Origin of the sequence: Corynebacterium phocae (assembly GCF_008693075.1) — a bacterium.
In the GTDB taxonomy this organism is placed as follows: Bacteria; Actinomycetota; Actinomycetes; order Mycobacteriales; family Mycobacteriaceae; genus Corynebacterium; species Corynebacterium phocae.
The window spans coordinates 188463-214756 of the sequence record NZ_VXKJ01000043.1 but is presented as its reverse complement, the minus strand read 5'-3'; the positions used below and the strand labels follow the sequence as shown (position 1 = coordinate 214756).

Annotated in this window: 26 protein-coding genes and 1 pseudogene; 15 read left to right on the top strand and 12 right to left on the bottom strand. The window is 58.6% G+C overall.

Annotation, left to right across the window (positions count from 1 at the left end; all coding sequences use genetic code 11):
- Positions 1-158: 158 nt before the first annotated feature.
- Positions 159-929 (top strand): isoprenyl transferase, encoded by a 771-nt coding sequence (locus F4V58_RS07625; RefSeq protein WP_075736616.1) that lies wholly within the window; start codon positions 159-161, stop codon positions 927-929.
- 9 nt (positions 930-938) lie between these two features.
- Here the strand turns inward: F4V58_RS07625 and coaA are convergent, their stop codons facing one another.
- Positions 939-1874, bottom strand: coding sequence for a type I pantothenate kinase (gene coaA, locus F4V58_RS07620; protein WP_075734788.1), 936 nt, complete (start codon positions 1872-1874; stop codon positions 939-941).
- Between the two features lie 141 nt (positions 1875-2015).
- On the opposite strand from coaA, the gene glyA reads away from it, so the two are divergent.
- Genes glyA through F4V58_RS07605 form a run of 3 tightly spaced genes read left to right on the top strand, consistent with a single transcriptional unit; the run spans position 2016 to position 5755 of the window.
- The gene (glyA, locus tag F4V58_RS07615; RefSeq protein ID WP_075734787.1) at positions 2016-3311 is read left to right on the top strand and encodes a serine hydroxymethyltransferase; all 1296 of its coding nucleotides are present in this window, start codon (positions 2016-2018) and stop codon (positions 3309-3311) included.
- 9 nt (positions 3312-3320) lie between these two features.
- Complete coding sequence (locus F4V58_RS07610; protein ID WP_075734786.1) at positions 3321-5129, top strand: chorismate-binding protein; 1809 nt, start codon at positions 3321-3323, stop codon at positions 5127-5129.
- Entirely contained in the window at positions 5120-5755 is a 636-nt protein-coding gene (locus F4V58_RS07605; RefSeq protein ID WP_075734785.1) for an aminotransferase class IV, read from the top strand. The genes F4V58_RS07610 and F4V58_RS07605 overlap by 10 nt, the downstream gene beginning before the upstream one ends.
- A 344-nt stretch (positions 5756-6099) precedes the next feature.
- Here the strand turns inward: F4V58_RS07605 and F4V58_RS07600 are convergent.
- Positions 6100-6453 (bottom strand): annotated as a pseudogene (locus F4V58_RS07600) (DUF5997 family protein); the annotation flags it as partial.
- Positions 6454-6500: 47 nt separating this feature from the next.
- Here F4V58_RS07600 and F4V58_RS07595 point away from each other — a divergent pair.
- The 4 genes from F4V58_RS07595 (at position 6501) to F4V58_RS07580 (ending at position 9081) form a co-directional block, all read left to right on the top strand.
- Positions 6501-7235, top strand: coding sequence for a LysR substrate-binding domain-containing protein (locus F4V58_RS07595; protein WP_075736614.1), 735 nt, complete (start codon positions 6501-6503; stop codon positions 7233-7235).
- 184 nt (positions 7236-7419) lie between these two features.
- On the top strand, positions 7420-8094 hold the full coding sequence (locus F4V58_RS07590; protein ID WP_075734784.1) for an LGFP repeat-containing protein: 675 nt from the start codon (positions 7420-7422) through the stop codon (positions 8092-8094).
- Positions 8095-8257: 163 nt separating this feature from the next.
- A complete protein-coding gene (locus F4V58_RS07585; protein WP_075734783.1) occupies positions 8258-8533 on the top strand; it encodes a hypothetical protein in 276 nt (91 codons plus the stop codon).
- A 14-nt stretch (positions 8534-8547) separates the two neighbouring features.
- Positions 8548-9081: a GNAT family N-acetyltransferase gene (locus F4V58_RS07580; protein WP_075734782.1), complete on the top strand. Its 534-nt coding sequence runs from the start codon at positions 8548-8550 to the stop codon at positions 9079-9081.
- Here the strand turns inward: F4V58_RS07580 and F4V58_RS07575 are convergent.
- Both F4V58_RS07575 and F4V58_RS07570 read right to left on the bottom strand, forming a co-directional pair.
- Positions 9078-10607 carry an MDR family MFS transporter gene (locus F4V58_RS07575; RefSeq protein ID WP_075734781.1) on the bottom strand — a complete coding sequence of 510 codons (1530 nt, stop codon included), beginning with the start codon at positions 10605-10607 and terminating at the stop codon, positions 9078-9080. The genes F4V58_RS07580 and F4V58_RS07575 overlap by 4 nt on opposite strands.
- Positions 10601-11233, bottom strand: a complete 633-nt coding sequence (locus tag F4V58_RS07570) for a TetR/AcrR family transcriptional regulator (protein ID WP_075734780.1) — start codon at positions 11231-11233, stop codon at positions 10601-10603. The genes F4V58_RS07575 and F4V58_RS07570 overlap by 7 nt, the downstream gene beginning before the upstream one ends.
- 162 nt (positions 11234-11395) lie before the next feature.
- Between F4V58_RS07570 and F4V58_RS12720 the strand changes: the two genes are divergently transcribed.
- Complete coding sequence (locus F4V58_RS12720; protein ID WP_075734779.1) at positions 11396-12142, top strand: hypothetical protein; 747 nt, start codon at positions 11396-11398, stop codon at positions 12140-12142.
- A 151-nt stretch (positions 12143-12293) separates the two neighbouring features.
- Here F4V58_RS12720 and F4V58_RS07560 read toward each other — a convergent pair whose 3' ends face one another.
- A complete protein-coding gene (locus F4V58_RS07560) occupies positions 12294-13694 on the bottom strand; it encodes a class II fumarate hydratase (RefSeq protein ID WP_075734777.1) in 1401 nt (466 codons plus the stop codon).
- 136 nt (positions 13695-13830) lie between these two features.
- Positions 13831-14838: a class II fructose-bisphosphatase gene (gene glpX, locus F4V58_RS07555; RefSeq protein ID WP_075734775.1), complete on the bottom strand. Its 1008-nt coding sequence runs from the start codon at positions 14836-14838 to the stop codon at positions 13831-13833.
- Between the two features lie 191 nt (positions 14839-15029).
- Here glpX and F4V58_RS07550 point away from each other — a divergent pair, with 191 nt between their 5' ends.
- A complete protein-coding gene (locus F4V58_RS07550) occupies positions 15030-15602 on the top strand; it encodes a DUF4245 domain-containing protein (protein WP_075734773.1) in 573 nt (190 codons plus the stop codon).
- Positions 15603-15699: 97 nt separating this feature from the next.
- Here the strand turns inward: F4V58_RS07550 and F4V58_RS07545 are convergent, their stop codons facing one another.
- The 3 genes from F4V58_RS07545 to xseA all read right to left on the bottom strand — a co-directional run bounded on the left by F4V58_RS07545 (position 15700) and on the right by xseA (position 17778).
- On the bottom strand, positions 15700-16068 hold the full coding sequence (locus tag F4V58_RS07545) for a hypothetical protein (protein ID WP_075734771.1): 369 nt from the start codon (positions 16066-16068) through the stop codon (positions 15700-15702).
- A gap of 3 nt (positions 16069-16071) precedes the next feature.
- Positions 16072-16350, bottom strand: a complete 279-nt coding sequence (locus F4V58_RS07540; RefSeq protein WP_075734769.1) for an exodeoxyribonuclease VII small subunit — start codon at positions 16348-16350, stop codon at positions 16072-16074.
- Between the two features lie 186 nt (positions 16351-16536).
- The gene (xseA, locus tag F4V58_RS07535) at positions 16537-17778 is read right to left on the bottom strand and encodes an exodeoxyribonuclease VII large subunit (RefSeq protein WP_075734767.1); all 1242 of its coding nucleotides are present in this window, start codon (positions 17776-17778) and stop codon (positions 16537-16539) included.
- Between the two features lie 79 nt (positions 17779-17857).
- On the opposite strand from xseA, the gene F4V58_RS07530 reads away from it, so the two are divergent.
- On the top strand, positions 17858-18817 hold the full coding sequence (locus F4V58_RS07530) for a 4-hydroxy-3-methylbut-2-enyl diphosphate reductase (RefSeq protein WP_075734765.1): 960 nt from the start codon (positions 17858-17860) through the stop codon (positions 18815-18817).
- A 147-nt stretch (positions 18818-18964) separates the two neighbouring features.
- Here F4V58_RS07530 and F4V58_RS07525 read toward each other — a convergent pair whose 3' ends face one another.
- Genes F4V58_RS07525 through F4V58_RS07515 form a run of 3 tightly spaced genes read right to left on the bottom strand, consistent with a single transcriptional unit; the run spans position 18965 to position 22616 of the window.
- Positions 18965-19996, bottom strand: coding sequence for a DUF6542 domain-containing protein (locus F4V58_RS07525; protein WP_150385744.1), 1032 nt, complete (start codon positions 19994-19996; stop codon positions 18965-18967).
- 44 nt (positions 19997-20040) lie between these two features.
- Positions 20041-21183, bottom strand: a complete 1143-nt coding sequence (locus F4V58_RS07520) for a DNA recombination protein RmuC (protein WP_075734761.1) — start codon at positions 21181-21183, stop codon at positions 20041-20043.
- Positions 21184-21212: 29 nt separating this feature from the next.
- Positions 21213-22616: an AI-2E family transporter gene (locus F4V58_RS07515; protein ID WP_150385763.1), complete on the bottom strand. Its 1404-nt coding sequence runs from the start codon at positions 22614-22616 to the stop codon at positions 21213-21215.
- A gap of 111 nt (positions 22617-22727) precedes the next feature.
- Here F4V58_RS07515 and ychF point away from each other — a divergent pair, with 111 nt between their 5' ends.
- The 4 genes from ychF to F4V58_RS07495 all read left to right on the top strand — a co-directional run bounded on the left by ychF (position 22728) and on the right by F4V58_RS07495 (position 26256).
- Positions 22728-23813, top strand: a complete 1086-nt coding sequence (ychF, locus tag F4V58_RS07510) for a redox-regulated ATPase YchF (protein ID WP_075734757.1) — start codon at positions 22728-22730, stop codon at positions 23811-23813.
- Positions 23814-23879: 66 nt separating this feature from the next.
- A complete protein-coding gene (locus F4V58_RS07505) occupies positions 23880-24188 on the top strand; it encodes a hypothetical protein (RefSeq protein WP_075734755.1) in 309 nt (102 codons plus the stop codon).
- 8 nt (positions 24189-24196) lie between these two features.
- Entirely contained in the window at positions 24197-25054 is an 858-nt protein-coding gene (locus F4V58_RS07500; RefSeq protein WP_075734753.1) for a hypothetical protein, read from the top strand.
- 293 nt (positions 25055-25347) lie between these two features.
- On the top strand, positions 25348-26256 hold the full coding sequence (locus F4V58_RS07495; RefSeq protein WP_075736612.1) for a cation diffusion facilitator family transporter: 909 nt from the start codon (positions 25348-25350) through the stop codon (positions 26254-26256).
- The last annotated feature ends 38 nt before the right edge of the window (positions 26257-26294 follow it).

The following is a 26294-nucleotide window of genomic DNA, read 5'->3' as shown; positions in this document are numbered from 1 at the left end:
GTGCCCGGGGCAGCGTGGGCAACAGAGAAGCTGTGCTTTCGTTCCCACTGAAAACCAGTGCGGGAGCAAAAGAGCTCCCTAGGTCACTTGAGGTAGGGGGTTGGCAGGCTAGACTTGAAGGCGTGGACGTGAAGCTAAAATTACCCGGGGCGTTAAGACTGCCCGAGCTGCCTAAGATCTTGTACCCGTTGTACGAGTCCAGGTTGCTGAGCCTGATTAAGGGCAAGCCACAGCCAAAGCATATCGCGATAATGGCAGACGGAAACCGGCGTTGGGCACGCGAAGCCGGGTTCGAGGATGTCAGCCACGGGCACCGCAAGGGTGCGGCCAAGATTAGCGAGATGATTGAGTGGTGCAACGACACTGAGGTCAAGGTTGTCACTATCTACCTGCTGTCCACGGAAAACCTCAAGCGCTCCGACGCGGAGGTAAACCTGCTTTTCGATATCATCTCCGACGTGGTGGACCACCTGGCTCAGGCATCACTTAACTGCCAGGTTCGCTTGGTGGGGCACCTGAACTTACTGCCCGATGACGTGGCTAAGCGCATGCAGGAGTCCGCCCAAACCACGGACGCCAACACAGGGATCATCGTCAACGTTGCTGTGGGCTACGGCGGACGCCAAGAAATTGTGGACGCGGTGCGAACCCTGGTGGCAGACGAGGCGGCATCGGGGGTACCAGCGGACCAACTAGCGCAGGCCGTGACGGTGGACTCCATTACTGAACACCTCTATACCAAGGGACTGCCGGACCCGGACTTGGTTATCCGCACCTCCGGTGAGCAACGGCTGTCCGGGTTCTTGCTGTGGCAAGCCGCGTACTCCGAAATCTGGTTCACGGACACCTACTGGCCGGCGTTTAGGAAAATTGACCTGCTGCGCGCGCTGCGGGACTACTCCCAGCGTTCCCGGCGCTTTGGCAAATAACGGGGCCCGCTAGAGCTTGCGCATCCGCACGTGCTCTACCAGGTGGTCCTCACCCTTTTGCAACACTAGGGAAGCGCGCACCCGGGTGGGCAGGATATTTTCTATCAGGTTGGGCAGGTTGATGGTCTGCCAAATCTCGCGGGCCCGCGCGTAGGCCTCCGCGTCATCTAAGCCGGCGTAGTGGGCAAAGTGCGCGCCGGGCTTGCTGAAAGCCGTGCGGCGAAGTTTGAGGAAGCGGTCAATGTACCACTTTTCAATTAGCTCCCGGCGGGCGTCTACGTAGACGGAGAAATCAAAAAGATCACTGACCATGAGCGTAGGGCCTGTTTGCAAGACGTTTAGGCCTTCCAGGATAAGGATGTCCGGGCGGCGAACAACTTGGTATTCACCCGGAATTATGTTGTATTTCTCATGTGAATATACTGGTGCCTTGGCCACCTCCCGGCCGGATTTTACCTCGGTGACAAAGCGCAGAAGCGCGCGCTGATCATAGGATTCGGGGAAACCCTTGCGTTGCAGCAAGCCCCGTTGCTTCAATTCCTCGGTGGGGTAGAGGAAGCCATCGGTGGTGACCAGATCCACCTTGGGATGGGATTCCCACCGTTGTAGAAGAACCTGCAGCAGGCGCGCGGTGGTGGACTTTCCCACGGCCACGGAACCGGCTATTCCAATAACAAAGGGCACGTGGGTGGGGTCTGCGCCCAGGAAGGACTCGGTGGCCTTAATGAGCTTAAGGCGGGCGTTGACCTGCATGTGGATGAGGCGCGATAGGGGGAGGTAGACCTCCGCTACCTCGGTGAGGTTGATGTTTTCACCAATGCCGGACAGCTGCTTGACCTCATCTTCGTTAAGGACCTGGGGCATGGAATTGCGTAGGAATTTCCATTGCTCCCGGTTAAAATCCAGGTAGGGGCCAGGCAGAGTGGGCTGATGCAGACGCGACATACCGCCATTATCTCACGTGGCGTTTTTAGGGGTGACTTTTGTCTCTCCTTTGCAGACTATGGCCTATAGTAAGAGGGGTTAAGCCGGCCTCCGGCACTATGAGAAAAAGTTATCTTCAACGAAGGGGCAGTTGTACAACCCATGAACAATAATCAAGACCTGCGCTACCAGGAAATGCGCGATCTGGATCCAGAGGTATTCGAAGCCATCGGTGGGGAAATCGCCCGCCAGCGCGACACCTTGGAAATGATTGCCTCAGAAAACTTTGTGCCCCGTGCCGTACTTCAGGCCCAAGGCTCTGTCTTGACCAACAAGTACGCGGAAGGCTATCCCGGCCGCCGCTACTACGGCGGCTGTGAGTTCGCGGATGTTGTAGAAGACCTGGCCCGTGACCGCGCGAAGTCTCTGTTTGGCGCGGACTTTGCCAACGTGCAGCCGCACTCCGGCGCCTCTGCTAACGCGGCAGTTCTTTCCACCCTGCTTGAGCCCGGTGACAAACTCATGGGCCTGTCCTTGGCGCACGGCGGCCACCTGACTCACGGCATGAAGCTGAACTTCTCCGGCAAGCTCTATGAAGTCTCCGCCTATGAGGTGGACTCTGAGACCATGCGCCTGGACATGGATAAGATCCGCGAGCAGGCCTTGGCAGAACGCCCGAAGGTGATTATTGCCGGGTGGTCTGCCTACCCACGCACTATCGATTTTGAAGCCTTCCGCTCCATCGCCGATGAGGTGGGCGCTTACCTATGGACGGACATGGCCCACTTTGCCGGCCTGGTGGCAGCTGGCCTGCACCCCAACCCCGTTCCATACTCTGACATTGTCTCCACCACGGTTCACAAGACCCTGGGCGGCCCGCGCTCTGGCCTAATCTTGGCCAAGCAAGAGTTTGCCAAGAAGGTCAACTCCAACGTCTTCCCCGGCCACCAAGGTGGACCGCTGATGCACGTGATTGCGGCCAAGGCTATCGCGCTCAAGATCGCTGCTAGTGAGGAATTTAAAAACCGCCAGGAGCGCACCCTGGAGGGCGCGAAGATCATCGCAGAGCGTCTGACCAGTGACTCCGCTAAAGCCGCCGGCGTGGACGTAGTCTCCGGTGGCACGGACGTGCACCTGGTGCTCGCGGACCTGCGCAACTCCGAACTGGATGGCCAGCAGGCAGAAGATCTCCTGCACGAGGTGGGCATTACCGTCAACCGCAACGCCGTGCCTAACGACCCCCGCCCGCCCATGGTTACCTCCGGGCTGCGCATTGGCACCCCAGCACTTGCCACCCGTGGCCTGGACGCCGCCGCCTTCACCGAGGTTGCGGATGTCATTGGTACCGCGCTGGAAGGCGGCAAGAATGCCGATGTCTCCGCGTTGCGCAAGCGCGTGGACAAAGTGGCTGCGGACTTCCCGCTCTACGAGGGCCTGGAAGACTGGAAGCTGGTCTAAGAACCACCCATGAACATTGTGGTCGTGGACAACCATGATTCTTTTACTTTCAATCTGGTTGAATACGTCCGCTTAGAAACCGGGAGGGCTCCCGCGGTAGTCACCAATGACGTGCCGTGGGAGTCCTCTGGCATTGCAAAAGCGGACGCCGTTATCATCTCACCCGGCCCGGGGCATCCCGGTAACCCGGATGATTTGGGGCTCAGCGCTGAAGTTATAGAGCGCTTTGGCGGCCCTATCCTGGGCGTATGCTTAGGGATGCAGGCTTTCGTACAGATAGACGGGGGCAAGGTCACCCGGCTGCCGCGTCCAGCGCACGGGGTTACTGGCCAGGTTAGCCACGACGGCACGGGGCTGTTTTCCGGGCTTGCTAACCCCTTAACCGTGGTGCGTTATCACTCCTTGCATGCTGCGGACATCCCTGCCAGCTACCGCGTTACCGCCCGCCTGGAAGACGGGGTAGTAATGGGCATTGAACACCGCAGCCTGCCCCGGTTTGGGGTGCAGTTCCACCCTGAGTCCATGGCAGGCCATGGTGGGCGGCAAATCATCCGGAACTTCCTTGCGCTAAGCGGTCGTTTTTACGCACAGTCTTACTTCAGCGTCCGCACCCTGGATTACGCTCTGGACCCGGCGGCGGTAGCCGCCGGTTTGGCGGGCAAAGCAAAGTTCTGGTTGCAGTCAGCTGGGATGCACGTGCTGGGGGCAGCGGATGAAATACACACCTGTGTTAACGGTGGGTTCTTTGACACCTTCCGGGACACCTACGCCGCCTCCTTGGCACCTGCCCGGGTGGCCGCCCCCATCCCCGGGCTGGATTTCTCCCTGGGCTGGGTGGGATATCTAGGCTATGAGGCCGGCGCGCCGGGGCACAGCCCGTACCCGGATGCTGAATTCGCCTTCGCACGCCGTGCCGTTATCGTGGACCCGCAAGCAGGAAAAACCCACCTGCTGGCCTTTGCTGGTGATGATGGCTGGACCCCACAGCTGGCTACGCCCCCGAAGCCGGCGGGCGCTGGCCCGGCCGCGCCCGTGCACGACCACGGGCACTACCTCAGTGCCATCGCGCGTGCGCAAGAATACCTAGCGGCGGGGGATACGTACGAGGTCTGCCTAACCAACCGCTACGAATTGGAACCGGTGCGGGATTCCCTGGCGGTGTACCTGGCCATGGAGGGCACGGGGTACCTGTCCTTCCCCGCTCAGGAGCTGCTTTCGGCCACCCCGGAGCTTTTCCTGGCCGTGGACGGCTATGGACAGGTGACTTCCCGCCCCATCAAGGGAACCCGGCCGCGTGACCCGGACCGCGACGCCAGCCGCGATGAATCCCTTATTCGGCAGCTCAGCGGGGAAAAAGAAACCGCTGAGCTGCTCATGGTGGCGGATATGGTGCGCCATGACTTGTCCCGGGTGTGCACCGGGGTGACCCACAATGCGGATTTTTATGTGCGGACCTACCCGACCGTCCACCAGCTGATGGTGGATATCACGGGGCAGCTCACACCGGGCAAGAACGCCCTGGACGCCGTGGAGGCGGCGTTTCCTGGCGGCTCCATGACTGGTGCCCCGAAGGAACGGACCATGGGTATTATCCAAGAGTTGGAGGGGACCTGGCGCGGCGCTTACTCCGGCGCCTTCGGCTTTCTTTCCACCACCGGTCAGGTAGAGCTGTCGATGACCATCCGCACGCTGGTCAACACGCCTGCCGGTGCCTATTACGGCGTTGGAGGTGCGGTGTTGTCTCTATCCGATCCGGAGGCGGAGTGGGAAGAAACCCAGGTGAAGCTCCGGCCGCTTCGGGGGATCCAATGGAACTAGTAACGTCTTTTGCCGTGCGGGATGGCCGTGCCATTCGCCCCGATCTCCACTGGCGCAGGTTGGGTTTAAACCCCCGCATCTGGGTCCCAGAGGTGGGCAACTACTTCCCGCAGGTGCGCGTCTACCGCAGCACTGCCCATTACCGCCTGCGTCCCCAGCCGCCGCTGCGAACCGGGACCGCACTGTGGCTGGCGCAAGACCCCCGGAATTTACCGCACCTCAAAGGCCCCGATTTCACTGCGCAACTAAAGTTGCGCGCGCAGGCGCTTAGCCATGGTGCTGACGACGCCGCCCTGGTTGCGGACGGGTTCATCCGCGAGGCCGCCAACGCTTCCCTCATCTTCTTTCGTGGTGATGAGCTGATTCAGGCACCTGAAAGCCTGGTGGTTGATTCGGTAACGGTGCGCGCCGCCGTGGAAGCCGGGCTGATTCCGGCCCCGCGGCGCGAGCGCGTACCCGTAGGAGAGCGCCTCCCCGCCGTTGCCGTGAGCGCGCTTCACGGTTTTACCCCGGTTACTAGTTGGACTGATTCACAGAAGCCTGCCCCGGAGCCACCCCTGGACTGCGAGTCCATTAACGTGCAGCTGTGGGCCCGTGCCAAGCGCCTTGACGGCCCATTGCCTTGATTTTTAGGTGCCATGGCGGATATGTGCTCAACCGGCCGGGCGCGTGGATGGACCCGCTGTGGACTACATTTAAGCCCCTGGTTAGAAAAACCAGGGGCGCTCGCACCAGGATTCCCTGGGCGTGCAGCGGTGCGCGCCCAGGGAAGGTGGCAAAGGATTATCTAGAGCTGGTCTACAGAGTCTTTAGTGTCTTCCGAGTCATCAGTGTCATCAGAGGTGTGCTCTTTTACTTCGGGGGTCGCAGTGACGTTATCGGTGTCGGTGACCTCTTCATTATCTTCCGTGCTCTGCGGGAGCTCTTCTTGGCTCTGAGGAGGTTCTTCTTGTTGTGGGCTTTCCGCGAGCGCTTGCGCGCGTTGTTCAGCGTGGGTCTTGCGGGCGTCTTCCAACCATTGCGGTTTGTTAAGGAGGAGTTCAGTAATTTCTGCGGTGGTCAGGGCCTTGTCCATATGATTTTTCTTCAAGGCGGTGGTGGAGATTCCCAGTTTTTGTGCGACCACGGGGCGTGGGTGGGGGCCTGTTAGGCGAAGCTCCACCAACCAGGCAGGAGGGTTGTCGTGTAAGTCGCGCAGTTGCGCGTGCGTTACACCTCCGGTCTGGAATTCCTCGGGGGTGGCTGGAAGGTAGATTCCCAGTTTCTTCGCCGCGGTCTGAGGCTTCATAGCGGAACCTGACGGCTGGCTGGCATTATTAGTCATGCGCACCAGCATACCAACCGGGGGCCTGCTGACCTATGCTGGTTGCTATGTCTAAGACCTTAACAGTGGCTTTTGTCACCGGAACTGAACCCGCAAAATGGTTTGAGCGCTACCGCGCGCTAGCCGGCCGGGAGGTGACCTTGGATACCGCCAACGCGGACGACGCCCTCGGGCAGGTGCTGCTCGGACAGGCTGACCTGGCCCTGGCTCGCGTCCCAGATTCCCGAATCACCGAAGCTTTCCACATAGTGCGTCTTTATGATGAGGAACCAGGCGTAGCGGTCCCCAAGGATTCGGTCTTCGCTGAGCTGGGGGAGGCGGTACACCCGCGCGATATCGAAGATGAGATAGTCAACTATCAGATTCCTCCGGATGCGTCCGTAGATGTCGTTGCGGTTCGCGACGCCCTGCAAATCGTGGCTGCCAATGTGGGGGTTGCGGTTGCTCCCAGGCCGTTGCTGAAGGTCCTTGCCAAAAAACAGGTCGTGCCGCTAGGGCTGCGGGTGCTTGAGGACCATCCCCGAACATCCATTGCGTTGGTGTGGTCCAAGGACTCCGACAGCGAAGAGATCCAGAGTTTCGTGGGGGTGTGCCGCGGACGGAAAAGTTCCTCCTCCCGCGGGCCTGTGGAGAAACTTTCCGCGCGCGAAAAGTCCAAAGCCAAACAAGCGCGCCGCGCTAAGGCAAGTGCGGCTCAGTCCGAGATTTCCCAAAAATCCAAACGGAAAAGGCAAACGTTATCAAACCGTAAGAATGGCTCTAACCGGCGAAAACTCCGCTAAACCCCCAAAACATTCAGAAACTCACTGAAAAATATTTGAGGTTTACCTGGATAATCCCTTAAAGTTTGAAAGGCATGCCAATCGAGTAGTGCTTTGATGTCCAAGCTCAGGTACTGGTTGGCAAGAAAAAGCTTAAGAATTTAAAGTGTTGAGATTCAACGCTTTAGTGAAAGGATAATTCTCAATGAAGAACATCACCCGTCGTATCACCGCTGGTTTCGCAGCTTCCGCATTGGCTGTCAGCCTGGTTGCTTGTACCCAAGAAGCTCAGGAAGACGTGGACCAGGCTCTGGATTCCGCTGCGACTGAGGTTGACAAGGCCGGAGACAAGATGAGCAAGGAAGCTGCTGAGGCAACCGCTGCTATCGCTTCTGCCGTAGAAGACGCTGGCGACTCCATGGAGTCCGCTGCTGCTGACGCTTCCGCTGCCGTAGTTTCCGCTGGCAACGAAGCTGACAAGAAGATGTCTGAGGCCGGCGAAGGCATGAAGATGGTACCAGGTGCTGAGGGTGACGTTGAGCTGCCTGCAGATTTCGCTGATGAGGCTGTTGCCAAGGGCCAGGAGTGGGGCCTGAACATCGAAGACGTTCAGACCACCGACAAGGGCACCCTGGTTAACTACGGCGACAACAAGCTGCTGGTACACAACGCTGAGACCGGCAAGACCGTTCCAGTTATCGGCAAGATCGCTGAAACCTACATCGAGAACGGTGGCCTTGAGGCTGAGGTTGGACTTCCAGTTGAGCCTGAGCAGGTTACCGATCACGCAACCGGTTGGAACCAGGAATTCACCAACGGCACCATCTCCTGGATGGCAGATGCAACCGGCAGGTTCGGTGCTGACATCCGCATGATGTAATTTCTCATTACATAGCTCATCTGGCCCCGCGTTTTTACGCGGGGCCTTTTGGCGGTTGAAAACCTTGTCTGCCAACCGGGCAGCGAACCCGAGTTTTAACCGTTGCAGTGCCATCTTGGCTAGTCTGGGAGGCCTAAGAACAATTTCGACATCCGAGGAAACCATGCAAAAGATCATTACTGGCCTAGTGGCGTTGTCCCTGGCCGCCGGCAGTACCACCGCGTATGCCCAAGAAAATTCTCCGTCCGCAGAGCAGCTCAGTGCCTCTCAGGAGTCCGGGGCGCAATCTTCCGAAAAATCCATTGCTCCGGAGGACCTTACTATTTTGCTGTCCGTTTTAGGTGGCGTAGCGGGCTTTGTTATCCTGGCTAATCTGGTGTCCAACGCCATCAACACGGGGATGTATTCCACTATCTTCTCCCGCTCCAGCAACTTCTAACATTAAGGTCCGCCATGTCTGCAAAAGATTTCACCATACGCCCATTCCGTACTGAGGACTATCCGCAAATGCAGGAAATTTACGAGATGGGTTTGACCACCGGGCACGCTACCTATGAGACTCGGGCTATGACCCTGGAGCAGTTCACAAAGTCCAAGATCCTGCCATCAGTTCACGTGGCTGTAGAGGCGGAGGATGACTCCAAGGTCTTAGGCTGGGTCTCCGCAGCGCCTATTTCCTCCCGCAGCGTATTTCATGGCGTGGTGGAGGATTCCATCTATGTCCATCTGGACGCTACTGGACGCGGGATCGCTGGAGCACTCCTGGACAAGCTCATTGAGGTCTGCCAAGGACTCCACAAGTGGGCTATTCACGCGTGGATTTTCCCGGAGAATGAGGGCTCGGCAAAGCTCCACCTGTCCCGGGGTTTTGAGAAGGTGGGAACCTATTCCCACCTGGCCAAGATGACCTACGGGGAGCTGGCGGGGCAGTGGCGCGACACGGATGTCTATGAACTCCTGTTGCCACACCCGGCTAAAGAGTCCTAGTCAATTGTTTCCTTGAGGTGCTCCTCGCGGATTGGTATTACGAATACAAAAGCCAGTACCGCCAGGGGCACCATGAGGAAGATGACGGGGGTAAGACCGTCGTTATAGGCGTTGAGGACCACCTCTTGCAGAGGCTTGGGTAACTCAGCGACCAGCGTTGGGGTAAAGCGCGAAGCCCCGCCTGCTGTGAATTGCTGCGCGTATTGAGTACCGTAGGGGCCCATTTTTTCCAGCGCCCGAGGAGCATTGTTTGCCAGCTCAAGCCTCATGTTGTGGATGAACAAGGAACCCACCATGGAAGCCCCTACCGCGCCGCCTACCTGCCGGAAGAAGTTGTTCGCGGCCGTGGCAGTCCCCACCCGCGCGAGCGGGAAAGAGTTCTGCACAATGAGTACCAGCACCTGCATGACAAAGCCCAGGCCGACGCCAAAGAGTAAGAACTGGATACCAAGCTCCACCAGTGAAGTGTCCACACTTAGCCTGGACATCCATAGCAAGGCCAACGTAACCATGGCAAGGCCAACGAGCGGGAAGACCTTGTAGCGGCCGGTCCGGGAGATGACAAACCCTACAGCCGTTGAGGTAATCAGCATTCCCAGCATGATGGGCACCATCATTAGCCCGGCCTTGGTGGGCGTCAGGGTGTGCACCATTTGTAGGTAGGTGGGCATGTAGCCGAAAACCCCGAACATAGCCAAGCCCAGTACGGTGCCGGAGGCGGTTGACAGCACCATATTGCGATTTGTGAAAAGACCCAGCGGAATAAGCGGTTGTTTTACCCGTGTTTCGGTAAACACGGTGGCCGCCGCACCCACAACCACCACTGCGGCAAGGCCCAGGATGAGCGGGTCCCCCCACGCGTATTCGGATCCACCCCAGGTGGTCATGAGGATGAGCGCGGCGGTGGTCACCGCTATGAGTACCGCGCCCACGGCGTCAAACTGGGCCAGGGAGGCCTTTCCCACGCGGAGCTTCAAGACCAGCGTGCATACCGTGATGGCCGCTAGTGCTAAGGGAATGTTCATCCACAGTGCCCACCTCCACCCGGGGCCGTCGGTAAACCACCCGCCCAGGACAGGTCCCAAAACGGAGGACACGCCAAAGACGCCGCCCATAATTCCCATGTACTTGCCGCGTTCGCGGGCTGTGGTTACCTCCGCCACGATTGCCTGGGAGGAAATCATCATCACCCCGGCACCGAAGCCCTGGACGGCGCGTCCGACGATGAGCGCGTTCATGGTCGCTGCGAAGCCTCCCAACGCGGAGCCCACCGCGAATATGCCAATTCCTCCAATGTAGAGCCACTTGCGGCCCCAAAGGTCGCCCAGTTTGCCGGCTATAGGCATGGCAATTGTCATGGTGACCAGGAACGCAGAGATGACCCAGCTCATCCGGTCAACGCCGCCCAGCTCACCCACGATGGTAGGTAGCGCCGCCGCAAAGATCATCTGGCCCAGCGAGCTCATCAGCATAGTAAGCATCAAGGCGGAGATTATCAGGGGTAAATTATGGTTCTGCTTTACCATTGAATCTCCTTCCAGTAGTCGTGAATAAGACTCACGGACTGGTCCAAGCGGTCGGGGAGAGAGGCGTTGCAATCAGAATCCGGCGCGGCCATTGCCACCCATAGAGCTTCCCGGACAATGCCGGCAATCACAATTGCTTCGGTGTCCGTACTCACTCCGGAAAGCAAACGCAGGTGGGGGTCCTTTTCCAGCCGAAGTTTGATGAGATCGCTGAACTCATCATTTTTCGCGCGCCGGCGGCTCAAGACGGCGTAAGCGGCGTCGGTGTCATTAGCTATCCGGTGCCGGCGCGCGGATATCCGGGAATCGGCGTGGAGTTCGCGTAGATGTTCTTTGGCCAGTTCCAGGCTTAAGACTGCCATGCTGTCCGCGGGGGTGGAGAGAAAGCGTTCGCGTTGGGCTGGGGTGAAGCTTTGGCCAGGGGTTCCCAGCACCGCGGAGTCCTTGGAATCGAAGTAGTTGAAGAACGTGCGCTTGGAAACCCCGGCCGCGGCACAGATTTCCTCCACGGTGACGTGGGCGAACCCTTTTTCATCCACCAGTCGCGTGGCGGCGTCTTCAATTCCCAGCTTGGTATTCCTGCGCTTTTGCTCACGCAGGGATATCGTTTCCGGAGTGCTGTCCATGGCCAAAAACTTTACACCCGGTAAAAAGTTTCACCAAGTGCATTATTGCAGGCCTTGTCGCGGTGCCCCACCGCAGCGGAATCCCGGCCGGATATTTCCCGGGAGTTTCCGTCTTTGACCAGGGCTCAAGCGCGGAGCAAGTGGGGGATATACACTGGATAAATGTTCACTAAGGCGAAGCTTTCTACCGCAATCACAGCCACCGCGCTCCTCGCGCTACCCTTGATCTCCTGCTCCACGGACGGCGGGCAAGCAACGGAGGAAACCGTATCCAAGCACTCACCAACCCTTCAAAAACACACCAGCCAAGTGGAGGAAACCAGCGCCATCACTAGCACCGTCACTAGTACCGCCATCAGCACCACCATTAGCGCCACTACCACGGAACCTTCCGCTGCGCCTACGCCTACGGGCAAAGTGCTGCAGACAAACTCGGTGCCCATGCCTACTAAGAAAGAAACCCAGGCGCCAGCGCCACCAGCTAATGGCGCTGCCAAACGCACACCACCGGCCTTCTTTGCTGAAACGCGGGAGCTGGAGGACAAGGCAGGAGCCACCCGGACGGTCGTTCCGGCAAGGCCGGATAACTTTGAGCTGGTGGTCGACGGGGAACCGCTGGAGATCCCTGGCGCCCAGATAACCTGCGCGGTGTTCCCGGATGGCTCAAAAAATTTCTACGTCTTCGAGCCGGAGATGGAGCAGTCGGGAAACTGGGTATTTCTGCGTAGCCACAAAGACGCGCAACAGACCCTCACCGGACAAATCGGATTAGGGGACGGCAGAGCGTTGGTAACCCAGGGGGGAACTCCCCGGATATCCGGTAACACCTACAGCTTTGAGGGCTTTGCCACTAACCAATCCGGTGAGGAAGAGGAGTACGTAGTCTACGTCACAGCTACTTGCCCGTAAGGTCCCCACTACCGCAAGGTGGGGCACCCGCTGACAAGGCCGCTGGCCCCCGCCCTTAGTTCAAGGGTGGGGGCCAGCGGCGCAAATCGGGGCTAGTGGCTATCCGGCGCGTGAGGGGCGCGCGGCTGGCCACTAAGCCGCAGAGTGATGCTTAGAAGCTATCGCGGTCGCGGTTGGTCATGGATAGCACGTCAAGCTTTTCATCCAGCTGCTCCTCGGTGAGGTTCTCCCCATCAACGAAGCCCAGGTCAATGACGGCCTCGCGCACGGTGATCTGCTGCTTGAGTGCATGCTTTGCAGCCTTGGCGGCGTTTTCGTAGCCAATGTTGCTGTTCAGTGGGGTGACAATGGAGGTGGAGGACTCAGCGTACTTCTTCATACGGTCCTCGTTAGCAGTGATGTGGTCAACGCACTTCTCAGCCAGAACGCGGGAGACGTTAGCCAGCAGGCGAGCGGACTCCAAAACGTTGCGGGCCATCACTGGGATGAACACGTTGAGCTCAAAGTGGCCCTGTGCGCCGCCGAAAGCGATTGCAGCGTCGTTGCCAATGACCTGGGCGGCCACCATGGTGGTTGCCTCCGGGATTACTGGGTTGACCTTGCCCGGCATGATGGAGGAGCCTGGCTGCAGGTCCTTCAGGTGAATCTCTGAGAGGCCGGTCAACGGGCCGGAGCCCATGAGGCGGATGTCGTTGGCAATCTTGTTCAGGGATACCGCGATGGTGCGCATGGCACCGGAGAACTCAACGAGGGCGTCGCGGGCAGCCTGGGCCTCAAAGTGATTCTCAGCTTCCTTGAGCTGCTGCACACCGGTGAGCTTCTTGAGCTCCTCAGTGACCTTTGCGCCAAAGTCTGCGCCGGTGTTGAGGCCGGTACCGGTGGCGGTACCACCGATAGCAAGCTCGCCCAGACGTGGCAGGCAAGCCTCAACGCGGTCGATACCAAGCTCGATTTGGCGGGCGTATCCACCAAACTCTTGGCCCAGGGTAATGGGGGTCGCGTCCATCAGGTGGGTGCGGCCGGACTTAACCACATCTGCGAATTCCTTGGCCTTGGCGGTTAGGGACTTGTGCAGGACCTTCAGGCCAGGGATGAGATCGTTGACAGCGGCTTCGGTGGCAGCCACGTGGGTGGCAGTTGGGAAGGTGTCGTTGGAGGACTGGCCCATGTTGACGTGGTCATTCGGGTGAATTTCCACGCCATTCTTGCCGGCAATAGAGGCAATAACCTCATTGGTGTTCATGTTTGAAGAGGTGCCGGAACCGGTCTGGAACACATCGATGGGGAATTCGTCGTAGTGCTTGCCGTCGGAGATTTCTTTGGCAGCGGCGATGATGGCATCAGCCTTGTCAGCATCCAGTGCACCGGAGTCCTTGTTGACCTGGGCACAGGCGGCCTTGAGATTTCCCAGCGCGCGAATCTGTGCGTGCTCCAGGCCACGGCCCGAGATTGGGAAGTTGTCCACGGCTCGCTGGGTCTGTGCACGCCACATAGCGTCAACAGGGACCTTTACTTCACCCATGGTGTCGCGTTCGATACGGTACTCAGTCATAATCTTAAAAACCCCTTGTACGGATTGTTGTATAGGTTAAATGTCGAGCGCGAGTGCACATTAAATTACAGGCGCTCATAACATCAATAGTAGGCAAAGTCGCCCGCCTCTGCGGGGCTGGCGACTGTGATGCCCCTTACTGCGGATTGGTGTAGTCAACCACTGAGTACTCCGATAGCTTGGACAGCTGGTGGACGGAGTCGATGTAGCGGATGGTGCCGGACTTCGAGCGCATGACCAGGGACCGGGTGGAAGCGCCTTTGGCACGGTAGCGCACGCCGCTGAGCATGTCACCGTTGGTCACGCCGGTGGCCGCGAAGTAGCAGTTTTCGGAAGCTACCAGATCCTCGGTGGTGAGCACCTGGCCAAGGTCATGGCCGGCGTTGCGGGCTTTGGCTGCTTCCTCGTCATTCTGGGGCCACAGCCGTCCTTGGATTTCGCCCTCCATGCACTTCATGGCGCAGGCAGTAATGATTCCCTCGGGCGTGCCGCCAATGCTCATCATGATGTCAATGGCGTTGTGATCCTGCGCGGCGGCGATGGCACCAGCTACGTCACCGTCCATGATGAAACGCACCTTGGCCCCGGCGTCCCGGATTTCCTTAATGAGCTGGTTGTGGCGCGGGCGGTCAAGAACCACGACGGTGACGTCACTGGGGCGGATCCCCTTGGCCTTGGCAACCGCGCGGATGTTGTCACGTACCGGGGCATTGAGGTCAATAACGCCCTTGGCTTCTGGCCCCACGGCAATCTTTTCCATGTAGAACACCGCCGAGGGATCAAACATGGATCCGCGTTCAGCGGCAGCGATAACGGAAATGGCGTTGGGGCGGCCTTCTGCCATCAGACGGGTTCCGTCAACCGGGTCCACAGCAATGTCCAGGTCCAGGCCCTCACCGGTGCCTACGGCTTCGCCGTTGTACAGCATGGGGGCTTCATCTTTTTCACCTTCACCGATGACCACGACACCGTTCATGGGCACTGAGTTGATCAGTTTGCGCATCGCGTCAACGGCGGCTCCGTCACCTTCGTTTTTCATCCCGCGTCCGACCCAGCGGCCGGAGGCAAGGGCGGCGGCTTCGGTGACTCGCACAAGCTCCATCGCAAGGTTGCGGTCTGGCATGTGCACGGTATTATCCGACATTTCTAAATGCAGCTCCTTATTTGGGGGTTATCCCTAAGCAAAATATTGGCACCGCCATTGTCTCACTTCGGACTCCGACATCTCATTCAATGCCCGTAAATGCTTGCCGAAAGACCCCCGAGCGGGGGGAGGGGATGGGCTGATGGTTGCCAACATGCTTGGCCCGGACGTGGTTGCGTATAGTAAATAGCGTGGCTGCAGAAGAAAAACCTAAGATTTTTGAAGACACCCGGGACATCGTTCTCTCCCTGGGCGTGGTAGTGGTGATGATGGGCTTGGCCGTTGGTGCCACCGGACTGTGCAGCGTTAACCCGGAGGAAACGGAATACGCTCGCATCAACGAAGTGGACGCTTCCACCTTTCTTGACTTGGAATCGCGTGGTACTAAAACGGTTATCCGCGACCCGGAGATGCCTGCGGGATGGACCCCAAACTCGGCCCGCCGCACCAGCGTTGCGGGGGAAATAGCTTCCGCCGTTGGCTGGGTCACTGCCGATGACGGCTTCGTTCAGTCCGTTCAAACCTCTGTGCCCCTGGAAGACGCCCTGAAAAACTACGACGGGCACTACCGCCCGGAGGAGCGCACCGTCACAGTGGAGGGCAAGCAAGTGCGCGTCCTATCCACGGATGAGAAAAACGTGCGCGACCTGTGGGGTGTGGACTTGGGAGACGCGCGTCTGTTGCTGAGCGGTTCCTCGAAAGATGCAGATTTTGAAACGGCGGTGCGGGCCTTCATCGCGGCTACTCCGCTCAACAACGCCTAGCTCTCACCACCGCCCAGCACTCAACAGCAGCTAGCGCTCGCCAACAAGTAGCTTTCTCCGCCAGCAACCAGTAGGGCCTGTGTGATAGCCCCGGCCCTTAGCCGGTAAAAGAAACCCGCGAGAGCTTTGGGGTGTCATCGGCGGCGAATTCAGCTTCCACTGGTCGATCCCCGGCAAGCTCCGCTAGCTCTGCGTGGCTGAGCCCGTTGAGCTTGTCCCGGCCAAGGAATACGTCTACTTTTTCCGATGAGGCTCCGGGACGGATATGAATGGCGCTAACCTTCTCCGACTCGAAGTCAATCGCGATGGCTCCTTTGAAGTACGTGATGGTGTTTCCTTGTTCCGTGTGAGGCTTGCCAAAAAACTCCACGCACAGACTCTTGGGATCGCCGAACATGATAGCGCCCGCAGCACCGGACTTGGAAACAAAATCAACCCTGTCACCGGGGTGACCGTAGATCTGCATGTTTTAAGCCTCCTGCGCGTCCGTGGTGTTACCCTGTGCCTGCTTGGCGTTGAGCGCGTCCTCTACGCGCCGGGCGGCACCGTCAAGGTGATCCTCGCACCGCTTAGCCAGGGCCTCGCCGCGCTCCCAGTATTTAAGGGACTCATCAAGCCCCATCTGGCCTAGCTCTAGAATCTTGACCGTTTCAATCAGCTCATCCCGGGCTTGCTCGTAGGAAAGCTCCTCAACGGCAGGGAAGGCGTCTTGGCCGGGGATTCCGGTTCCAAAGGTATTTTCTTTCATCGCTGTCTCTTTCTCGGTTGCGTTTGGTTCTTGGTTGTGTTTGGTTTTTGGTTGCGTTTGGTTCTCGGTTGCGTTTTGCGGTGATTTTATCGGGGCGGGCTCTGGCAGGGGACCGCAGGTGCCGTTGCCCTTCGGGGCGGGGCTAGGTGCCGGCCAGCCGCCGCTGCCCCTCCGCAGTAGTTGTGGTTAGTCTGCGGGTTCAATCCCAACCGTGGCCGCAGAAATGGAGCCGTCAGCCACGCGGATTCTCAGCTTGCTGCCCAACGGCGTCTGCTTGTAAGTGGTTACCACCTCGTGGTCCTTGCCGCTTGTTGCCATAACCTGGACCACCGCATATCCGCGTGCCAAGGTAGCGGAGGGGCCTAGGGTGGAAATTTGGCTCCGGAGGGAGGCCACCTGGGCGGTTTCGCGCTGCAGTAGGTACCCGATGTCACGCCGGATGAGTTTTACCGCTCGGTCAAGCTCCTCGCGGCGGTCGTTGATGGGCTTGAAAGGATCGGCCATCACCGGCCGTGAGCGCAGTGATTCTAGTTGGCGGCGCTCCCTTTCCACCCAGTTGCGCAGGGCAGCCCCCAGCCGGTCGCGGGCCTGGTTGATCCCCGCGCGTTCATCGGCCGCTGAGGGGACTACGCGCTTGGCTGCGTCCGTGGGCGTGGCAGCCCGAAGATCGGCTACGTTGTCCAGGATGGGGGTGTCCGGTTCGTGGCCAATGGCGGAGACCACGGGCGTGGTGCACTTGGCTACAGCCCGCTGAAGCGCCTCGTCTGAGAAGGGCAGGAGATCTTCGACGGAGCCACCGCCACGGGCGATGATGATGACGTCTACCTCCGGGTCCTGCTCCAAGGCAGACAACGCCTGCAGCACGGAGGTGACGGCGTTAGTGCCCTGCACCGCAGCGTTTTCCACCCGAAACTGCACCGCCGGCCACCGGTCACGCGCTACAGAGATGACATCGCGCTCAGCGGCGGAGTTCCGGGAGGTAATAAGCCCTATGCGGTGGGGTAGGAAGGGGAGCCGCTTTTTCCGCTCCGGGGCAAAGAGTCCCTCCTGTGCCAGCTGCTTGCGCAACAGTTCTATCCGCGCTAGAAGCTCACCTATACCTACTTGGCGGATATCGTCGACCATGAGCGAAAACTCGCCACGGCCTTCGTAGAAGTTTGGCTTGCCGTGGACAATTACGCGGTCGCCCTCTTTGGGGCGAGGGTTTAAGGCACCAAATTGCCGGCTGGGAATGCGGAGGGCAATGGATTTTTCTTGCTGCGTGTCCCGCAAGGTCACAAAAGCAAAAGCCCAGGTAGGTTTGTAATTGACCTGGGCTAGTTGGCCTTCTACCCAGAGGTAGCCCAGCCGGTCGATCCAGCCTTTGACGGCACCGTTTACTTTCGCAACTGACCAAGGAGCCTCGGGGGTTGAGGAGACTTGAGCCATAGATATCCGCCTTTGCTTAGGTTTTGTAGTTAGGTAACCCAGTGTATGTAATTCGCTCGATTGTCGGTACTGTGGGGGCATGATTGAAGCTGGCAAAAACGTTTTACTGGCGGCTCCGCGTGGTTACTGCGCTGGCGTGGACCGTGCCGTCGAAACCGTGGAAAAGGCACTGGAGAAGTACGGTGCCCCCATTTACGTGCGTAAACAGATTGTTCACAACAAGTACGTGGTGGATACCCTTGCAGAGCGCGGAGTTATTTTCGTTGATGAGGCCTCGGAGGCGCCGGAGGGCGCGCATCTGGTTTTCTCCGCTCATGGTATTTCTCCCGCTGTGAAAAACGAAGCTCAAGAACGCAAGCAACTCACCTTGGACGCCACTTGCCCGTTGGTGACTAAAGTTCACAATGAGGCCCGGCGCTTTGAACGCGATGGTTACCAGATCCTCCTCATCGGCCACGAGGGCCACGAGGAGGTGGAAGGAACCGCCGGGGAGGCCCCGGAGGTCACCCACTTGGTGGACGGCCTGGAGGGCGTGGACAAGCTGCCAGAATTCCTGCAGGATGAAAAGCTCATCTGGTTGTCTCAAACCACTCTGAGCGTCGATGAGGCAGTAAACATCGTCAACAAGCTCCGCCAGCGTTTTCCCCACCTGCAGGATCCCCCTTCGGACGATATCTGCTACGCCACCCAAAACCGGCAGGAGTCCGTGAAAGCCATCGCTCCTAAGTGCGATCTAATGATCGTGGTGGGCTCCACCAACTCGTCGAACTCCGTTCGTCTAGTGGAGGTCGCCCTGGACGCCGGTTCCCGTGATGCGCACCTGGTGGACTTCGCACGGGAAATTGACGAGGCATGGCTGGAGGGAGTCACCACCGTCGGTGTCACTTGCGGTGCCTCCGTGCCCGAGATTCTGGTCCGTGAGGTACTAGAATTCTTGGACGAACGCGGCTATCACGATGTGGAGCAGGTCACCACCTCGACCGAGACCATCACGTTCTCCCTGCCGCGGGACTTGCGCCCTGCCCGTAACAAGCAGTAGGAGGCAAGCAGCAGTCGCCGCAACAAGCCCACACTTTCGCGGCCCCGCCGGGTATCTCCTGGCGGGAACTACTGTGTGCTGTTGAGAAAAACTCCCAGCCCGGCTCCCGTTTCCCTCAACCAAGAGGGAAGCGGGAGCTTTTTGGAGTTAATCGTTGCCATAAAGGTCATCATCAAGCCGGTGCCGGCGACGGCGTGGGGGAACTTTAGAGGTAGGTTCCCCAGCGCGGCGGATGACTTCTGGGACCGGTTGGCCGGCGCGGCGCGCCGGATCCGGGCGGTAATGCTTTCCGCCTACTCTTTCACCTTCTAAGCGCGGGCCCTCCACGCGGAGGTCCTCTATCTGGGGGCCCTCCACGCGGTGACCCTTGACCCGGGAGCTTTCTACCCGCAGATCGTTTATCCGGGAAGAGCCGTCGCTCCGCACGGCGCGTTCGCGCTGCCTGGCCTCGGAACTGCGCCGGGCGCGGGCGATTCTTTCTTGTGCCGCCTTCTCCTGAGCCACCTGCGCTTCGCTGCGGGCCGGCCGGAGGCTGTCACGGTCTTTGGAGGCACTGCGGTTGCGGGCGGCAAGCTCGGCAACGGTGAGAACCTCGCCGCGGGGCGCGGAGTCCATGCTCCGGCGGCCTGGTCGGGGAGTGGTACGGGGCACGGCGGTACTGCGCCGGGAAGCCGGCGTGGAGCGCGCAGGAGCGCCAGTTCGCGACGGGGCCGCCGGTGGTTGCCTCGTGGTCGGCTGCCGTACCGTGGTGGTTTTTGCTGCCAGTGAGAGCCGCAGAGTCGCGATAAAGGCCCCCAGTAGAGTCACCACCAATAAGGAGGGGAACCTTTCGATGATGGGGTAGGCGCCAGTGAGCCATGTGGTGGCTGAGAATTGGGCATTATCCGCCAAGGATGAGCCTGCGGAAACGCGTGCCCCGGAAATCAGGGTGAAGATTGCGAAGAGAACGGGGATCGAGGTCACCGTGACAAATAGTCCGCGAATATTGACGAAAAGAGTTCCGACCACAGTTCCGATGGCAAAAAGCACGCTGAACGCAAAGGTGAAACTGCCGGTAATTACCACTATCAGGGTACCAAGGGTAAGCCCCATCGCGACCACGGCGGGGCCGCCCAGGGTGGGCAGTCCCAGCGGCCGGGGGCCGCTGTTCGGACGGGAAGCTGGTTTGGCAGTAGACACGAGGCTATATTCTACCTGCCGGATCGTGCCGGAATAGAAATAACTCACCCAAAGGAGGTTTTTCCATTCCAACTGTCCTCGCTGGCGGTCTTGGAGTGTGCCCCACCGCAGTGTCCGTCAGGCCTGTAATCCTGCTTCGCGTGGTGCTCCGAATTGGGAGCTTGCCGGGGGCGGATATCCACCGGCTTGAGCTCTGTAGGATGTCTGTTCTGGCTGCCAATTTCCATCTCGCTAAGCTTGCGGGCGCTGACCATCACCCGGGAGTCTACGGAGGCCAGGGTGGAGTTGAAAGCTTCGATTGCTTTTTCCAAGCTCCGCCCCACTCGGTTGTAATGGTCCCCCATGGTGTTGAGGCGGGAATATAGTTCCTGGCCTAGCCGCTGGATTTCACTGGCTTTTTGCGAGGCGTCTTCCTGGCTCCACCCCAGGGCCACCGTGCGCAGCAGGGCAAAGAGGCTGGCCGGGGTGGCTATGACCACGCCGCGCTGGAAGGCGAACTCCAGGAGCTCTGGATCCACGTTGAGGGCCGCGTCCAGGAAGGGATCAGCTGGCACGAAAAGCACAACAAATTCCGGGGTCGGATTAAAAGCAGCGGTGTAGTCCTTGGAGGATAGGGTTTGCACGTGTCCGCGTACCAGCCGCGCGTGCCTGCGCATAAGCGCAAGATTTTCCTCGGGATCTTGAGCCTCAATAGCATCAATGTAGCTGGAAAAGGGGACTTTGGCATCTACTACGATGTGCCGCCCGCCGGAGAGGTTGATGAGCAAATCCGGGCGAACCGCGCGGCCATCGATATACGCGGTAGTCTGCGGGTTGAAATCAACGTGCTTGACCATTCCGCCCAGCTCCACCACGCGCTCAAGTTGGACCTCACCCCAGCGGCCACGCACGTTGGGTGAGCGCAGTGCTGTGAGAAGTTGATCGGTACGGTCGCCGATGCGCGCGGAAGTTCGGGTGATGGACTGGATTTGCGCACCTAGCGTATTGATTTCCACCGAGCGCCCGGCCTCAATCTCTTGCATTTGATACGCCATGCGGTCCAGGGCTTTTTCCAAGGGGGCTATATCCACCGGCGGGGGCAGTGCCGGAGTGGGGGCGGCGGCCGGTTGCGGAGCGTGTGCAGAACACGCGTACCAACCCAAAGCCACGCCAATAGCAAGACCGGTGAAGAGAAAAAGCAATTCCATAGCGATCTACTTTGCCACAGGGAGGGGACCTATTTGCCCTTCTTGTCGAACATATGGTCCAATCTGGTTTTTAAACCCTCAAACTGGTCGCGCACCGAGGGGCGGAAATCGTCCTCCGGGGGTGGCGCGGAGACGTCCATCAAGTTATCAATGCCCGGGTCGCCAGCCGTGGCGGCGTCGGCAGCTCCATCGCGAGTTGCCTCGTCAGGGTCGAGGGATTCAAAGGAGGCACGCAACTCCGCGCGCATGGTCTTGCCTTCCTCCTCGCTGTACCGAGCAATAAGGTGACCTGCGATGGTGGAAAATTCCAGGTCTTCTACGCGTTTTTCCCCGGAGCGCAGCATGAGCATCTCCTGACCGTAGCGCCACACCACCGCAATCATCGCCGCAGCCGGCACAGCCAAGAAGGCACCAATGAGGCTGAAGAGTGCAGAGCCAATGGTTACGGAGATGAGCACCACCACGGGGTGGAGGTTCATGGCTCGGGACTGCAACCAGGGGCTGAGCACGTTTCCTTCTAATTGCTGGACTACCAGAACCAATACCAGGACCATTACCGCTTCGGTAACTCCCAAGGACACCAACGCAATGGTGATAGACAGCGCGCCAGCGACGATAGCCCCAACGAAGGGGATAAATCCTGCCATGAACGTGATGATGGCTAGTGTCATGGCTAGGGGCACCCCAATGATTGCCAGCCCCGTTCCAATGAACACCGCGTCGATGAGCGAGACCAGCGCCTGTGCACGGATGAACCCGCCCAAGGTCTGCCACGCGCGAGTTAATACTTCGGTGAGGTGCCAGCCTGTGCGGCGTCCCGTGGCCATGCGCAACCAGCCCAGGAACTTATGCCCGTCCTTAAGGAAGAATACGGTGAGCACAATAACAATGACCAGGGTGACTACAAATGAGGTCACCGTCCCAATACCGGAGAACACGGAGCCGGCAATGGTTCCCGCGCGCTGCTGGATGAGGCTAATCAACTCGTTGATGTAGACCCCCAATTGGTCGCTGTCCAAGTTGAGCGGAGGGCCCTGGACCCATAGCTGCAGGCGCTGGATGCCCTCCACTGTTTGCAGGTAGAGCGATTGGGACTGCGCCATAAAGCTGGGCGCGATGAAGCTAATTATCGCGCCGATGATCCCAAAGAAGGACAAGATTGCCAGCACGGCGGCAAGTCCGGCCGGGATGCCAACGCTCCGCATTGCGGTAACAAAGGGGGCTAGAACCGTGCACACAATCAGTGCTAAGAGTACCGGCAAAATTCCCTGCCAAAAATTCCCGGCCACGTGTGCTACCGCGTAAATGAGCGCGCCGATGATACCTATCCGCAAAGCGGTAGTAGATAGGTCTTTTAGCATCTGGTTGACAACTATGGAGCGGTCTATTTGGTCGCCCGGCGGGTGCGGGGAGACATCCCGGAGATTTTCCATGGTGGTGGAGACTTCGGACGCGGCTACGGACTCGCCGCGTGGTTTAGGTTTGTTTGAACTCACGTAGACCATCTTGCCTTAAAATCGCCCCAGTGCGTTAGGATTGTGGCCGTGACTTTAACTCTAGGAATCGTCGGCTTGCCCAATGTTGGCAAGTCCACGCTATTTAATGCCCTGACCCGCTCCGATATTCTGGCCGCAAACTACCCCTTTGCCACCATCGAGCCCAACGTGGGGTTGGTGGAACTTCCCGACGAGCGCCTGCCGCGCTTGGCGGAAATCTTTGGCTCCGGCCGGATTCTGCCCGCCACCGTGTCCTTCGTGGATATCGCCGGCATTGTGGAAGGTGCCTCTAAAGGTGAGGGGATGGGCAACGCCTTCCTAGCCAATATTCGCGAAGCTGACGCCATCTGCCAGGTCGTTCGCGCTTTCGCCGATGACAACATCATCCACGTGGACGGCAAGGTTGACCCGGCGCACGATATCTCCGTGATTAACACCGAGCTCATCCTGGCTGATCTGCAAACCATCGAAAAGGCGCTTCCACGCCTGGAGAAAGAAGCTAAGAAAAACAAAGACCTCCTGCCCCAGGTAGAGGAAACCAAGAAGGCCCTGGCCATACTCGAAGATGACCGCACCTTGTTCGCCGCCGCCAAATCCGGTGAGATCAAGCTTGCCCTGCTGCGCGATCTACACCTGATGACCGCCAAGCCTTTCTTGTACGTATTCAACTCTGATGAAGCAGTCCTGACTGATTCCGCCCGCCGCGCGGAGCTCGCGGAGCTCGTGGCACCAGCAGAGTGTGTGTTCCTTGACGCCCAGACCGAAACCGAGCTGTTGGAGCTCGATGAGGAAGAAGCCCAGGAACTACTCGAGTCCGTGGGCCAGGATGAGCCAGGGTTATCCACCCTGGCCAAGGCCGGCTTTGAAACCCTGGGTCTGCAGACCTACCTCACGGCAGGACCCAAGGAAACCCGTGCTTGGACCATCAAGCAGGGTTCTGCTGCACCCCAGGCCGCCGGTGTCATCCACACCGACTTTGAAAAGAAATTCATCAAGGCCGAGGTTGTCTCCTTCGCCGATCTTGACGCCGCCGGTTCTATGGCTGAAGCCCGCGCCGCCGGCAAGGTCCGCCAAGAGGGCAAGGACTACATCATGCAAGACGGCGACGTCTGTGACTTCAAGATTGGCGGCTAGCTAGACGCTGCGGGTGTATACTCGGCCACAAGGAAAGTCTTACAGAAGACCAAAAGGAGGGGCTTCATGAACGAAAATCAGCGCTACACGCTGCAAACCTTTGTCTATCCTGCGTTGACCGCCCCTGCCGAAAGGATTTTGGCTGCGGCTAAAACCTTATTCGCTGTGGACCCCTATTTTGAGGACTATCACCCGGAGGTGTCTCTCAACCGCACCCGCACCGGCCTAGAGATCAATTTGTCCTTTCAAGCCGAAAACGGGGCTCACGCTGAGCACCTGGTAGACCAGGTGCTTGGGAAAATTACAGAGGGGCTTTCACAGGAGCTTGATTCCAGTGAGATTCACGAGGGCAGTAACCTTTTGAGTTTCGCATAAGGTAAAACATGGAGCTCCGCTACAAGAATACAGTGAAAGAGCGGAGCTCAAAGTTTTCCAGAGTTGTTGAAGCGTTCGTGGAATGGTGGGCGTCCGGTGCCACCCTTGTCGCTACAGTTTTCGGGCTTGCACTATCTCTCATCGACGGACCCGTAATATCGGCCTGGGGTCAAGTTGTCTCTCTAGATGTCCTCTTATTTTTGGCTGCAGTGGCGTTTTTAATCGTGGGGAGCTGGGGGACTTTGCGCCGCAAGCTTACACTCTCCCATGTCGAGGAAGAGCTCAAATTTGTGAGACGCGCGTTGGCGAAAGAGAAGGAACAAAAAGAGATTTACCGCAAGGATTTCGCATTCCTGTTTGAACGGATGCTTCAGCAGTTGGCACAAGAGCTGGGGTTCAGTCCACACGGTGAGTTAGACGAAGCCGTCCGTCTGACCATTTATTTTTATGTCGACGCCCGCTCGGTATTCGTGCCAATTGCAAGGGTTTCAGGGAATGCGGAGCTAAGAAACTTGCCTCGGCATTCTTATCCAGCCAAGGAGGGGATTATCGCCAAGGGGTGGAACTTCAGGGCATCTAGGCTGCAATCGAAGGTGCCCGCCGGCAATGACAATGACTGGAATAGGGAGATGGTCGAAGAAAATGGGTTGTCCCCGGATGCGGCCGAAAGAATTCGCATGAAATCAAGAAGTTTGCTAGCTCTTAGAATCGAAGTGGACAACCTTCCTGTCGGTGTTTTGATCATTGAAAGTATGAAAAAGACACAGGTGGATAGCAAGATGCAGGCTAAAGCTAACGACTCCGAAACTTTTAAGTTGCTCTCAAAGTTGGTCGCGTCGGTGCAGGAAAGCCACAGCCGTCTGTGAGTCAACCGCATTAAGGGCCCGTGGCAGCTCGGCGGTGGGGATTCGCTGGGCCTTGACAGTGCGGCCAAATGGTCTGGTAAAGTGTGAAACTTGAATGAAGGGGAGTAGTTCCACTTCGTGGTGTGTCGACATACTGGTCTTGGCAGTGAAAGACCCGGCCCGCCAGCCCTGCACCGGTTTAATAGTGTGCTGGGTGAACGAGACCTTCGGAAGAAAACCCGCGCTAAGGTGCGCGGTTTGACCGAAGGAGTAGTGTGAACTTAGCAACTGAGCAGCGCGTCCTAGAGCGCTTTATGAAACTATCCATCGCAGTGGCGGTATCAACCATTGCCATCAAGATGGGGGCCGCCTGGGTGACCGGTTCCGTGGGCTTTCTATCCGACGCGCTGGAGTCGCTGGTCAATCTGGTTGCCGCCGTGGCGGGATTTTTTGCGCTGAAGATTTCAGCCAAACCGGCCGACCACGACCACCACTTCGGGCACGGCAAGGCAGAGTACGTCTCCGCGCTACTAGAAGGTGCCATGATCTTCGTGGCCGCCGGCATGATTATTTGGTCGGGTGTGGAACGCCTGTTTGACCCGCAGCCCCTCGAGCAGACGGGCTTGGGTCTCATCCTTACCGTGGTTGCCAGTGCCCTGAACATGGGCTGCGGGCTCGCGCTCATCAAGGCAGGCAAGAAATACCGCTCCGCCACCTTGGAGGCGGATGGCCATCACCTGATGACCGACGTGGTCACCTCCGCTGGCGTGTTGGTAGGCGTGGGCCTCATTGCGCTGACCGGGTGGCTATGGATTGACCCGCTCATCGCCCTGGCGGTCGGTGTGAATATTTTGTTTACCGGATACCAGCTGCTGAAGGAGTCCCTGTCTAGCTTGCTCTCGGAGGCCTTGCCCCCGGAGGAAAATGAGGAGCTCGATAGCCTGCTCGTCGAAATCGGGGAGCGGGAGGGCGTTACCTTTGCCCAGCTACGGACCATGGCCTTTGGGCGTCAGCGTCTGGTCTATGTCATTATGACCGTGGACCCGGAAACCACCGTGATGGTTTCCCATGAGGTAGCCGACCGCGTGGAGGAAGAAATTGACCGCGTGTACCCGGGAGCGGAAGTTTTTATCCACGTTGAACCGCGCGGGGTTATGCACCGGAGACTGTTGTTGACCCGCAATATGGCCGGAATCCTTCCGGCATCCGGAAGGAAAAATTAGGGGACCCTTTCTAGAAGACTGGTTCAAGTGGAAGTAGA

Coding starts and splice junctions, on each gene's coding strand:
- coaA (WP_075734788.1), bottom strand. CDS start 1,874: ATGTCGCGTCTGCATCAGCCCACTCTGCCTGGCCCCTACCTGGATTTT.
- glyA (WP_075734787.1), top strand. CDS start 2,016: ATGAACAATAATCAAGACCTGCGCTACCAGGAAATGCGCGATCTGGAT.
- F4V58_RS07610 (WP_075734786.1), top strand. CDS start 3,321: ATGAACATTGTGGTCGTGGACAACCATGATTCTTTTACTTTCAATCTG.
- F4V58_RS07605 (WP_075734785.1), top strand. CDS start 5,120: ATGGAACTAGTAACGTCTTTTGCCGTGCGGGATGGCCGTGCCATTCGC.
- F4V58_RS07595 (WP_075736614.1), top strand. CDS start 6,501: ATGTCTAAGACCTTAACAGTGGCTTTTGTCACCGGAACTGAACCCGCA.
- F4V58_RS07590 (WP_075734784.1), top strand. CDS start 7,420: ATGAAGAACATCACCCGTCGTATCACCGCTGGTTTCGCAGCTTCCGCA.
- F4V58_RS07585 (WP_075734783.1), top strand. CDS start 8,258: ATGCAAAAGATCATTACTGGCCTAGTGGCGTTGTCCCTGGCCGCCGGC.
- F4V58_RS07580 (WP_075734782.1), top strand. CDS start 8,548: ATGTCTGCAAAAGATTTCACCATACGCCCATTCCGTACTGAGGACTAT.
- F4V58_RS07575 (WP_075734781.1), bottom strand. CDS start 10,607: ATGGTAAAGCAGAACCATAATTTACCCCTGATAATCTCCGCCTTGATG.
- F4V58_RS07570 (WP_075734780.1), bottom strand. CDS start 11,233: ATGGACAGCACTCCGGAAACGATATCCCTGCGTGAGCAAAAGCGCAGG.
- F4V58_RS12720 (WP_075734779.1), top strand. CDS start 11,396: ATGTTCACTAAGGCGAAGCTTTCTACCGCAATCACAGCCACCGCGCTC.
- F4V58_RS07560 (WP_075734777.1), bottom strand. CDS start 13,694: ATGACTGAGTACCGTATCGAACGCGACACCATGGGTGAAGTAAAGGTC.
- glpX (WP_075734775.1), bottom strand. CDS start 14,838: ATGTCGGATAATACCGTGCACATGCCAGACCGCAACCTTGCGATGGAG.
- F4V58_RS07545 (WP_075734771.1), bottom strand. CDS start 16,068: ATGCAGATCTACGGTCACCCCGGTGACAGGGTTGATTTTGTTTCCAAG.
- F4V58_RS07540 (WP_075734769.1), bottom strand. CDS start 16,350: ATGAAAGAAAATACCTTTGGAACCGGAATCCCCGGCCAAGACGCCTTC.
- xseA (WP_075734767.1), bottom strand. CDS start 17,778: ATGGCTCAAGTCTCCTCAACCCCCGAGGCTCCTTGGTCAGTTGCGAAA.
- F4V58_RS07530 (WP_075734765.1), top strand. CDS start 17,858: ATGATTGAAGCTGGCAAAAACGTTTTACTGGCGGCTCCGCGTGGTTAC.
- F4V58_RS07520 (WP_075734761.1), bottom strand. CDS start 21,183: ATGGAATTGCTTTTTCTCTTCACCGGTCTTGCTATTGGCGTGGCTTTG.
- F4V58_RS07515 (WP_150385763.1), bottom strand. CDS start 22,616: ATGGAAAATCTCCGGGATGTCTCCCCGCACCCGCCGGGCGACCAAATA.
- F4V58_RS07505 (WP_075734755.1), top strand. CDS start 23,880: ATGAACGAAAATCAGCGCTACACGCTGCAAACCTTTGTCTATCCTGCG.
- F4V58_RS07500 (WP_075734753.1), top strand. CDS start 24,197: ATGGAGCTCCGCTACAAGAATACAGTGAAAGAGCGGAGCTCAAAGTTT.
- F4V58_RS07495 (WP_075736612.1), top strand. CDS start 25,348: ATGAAACTATCCATCGCAGTGGCGGTATCAACCATTGCCATCAAGATG.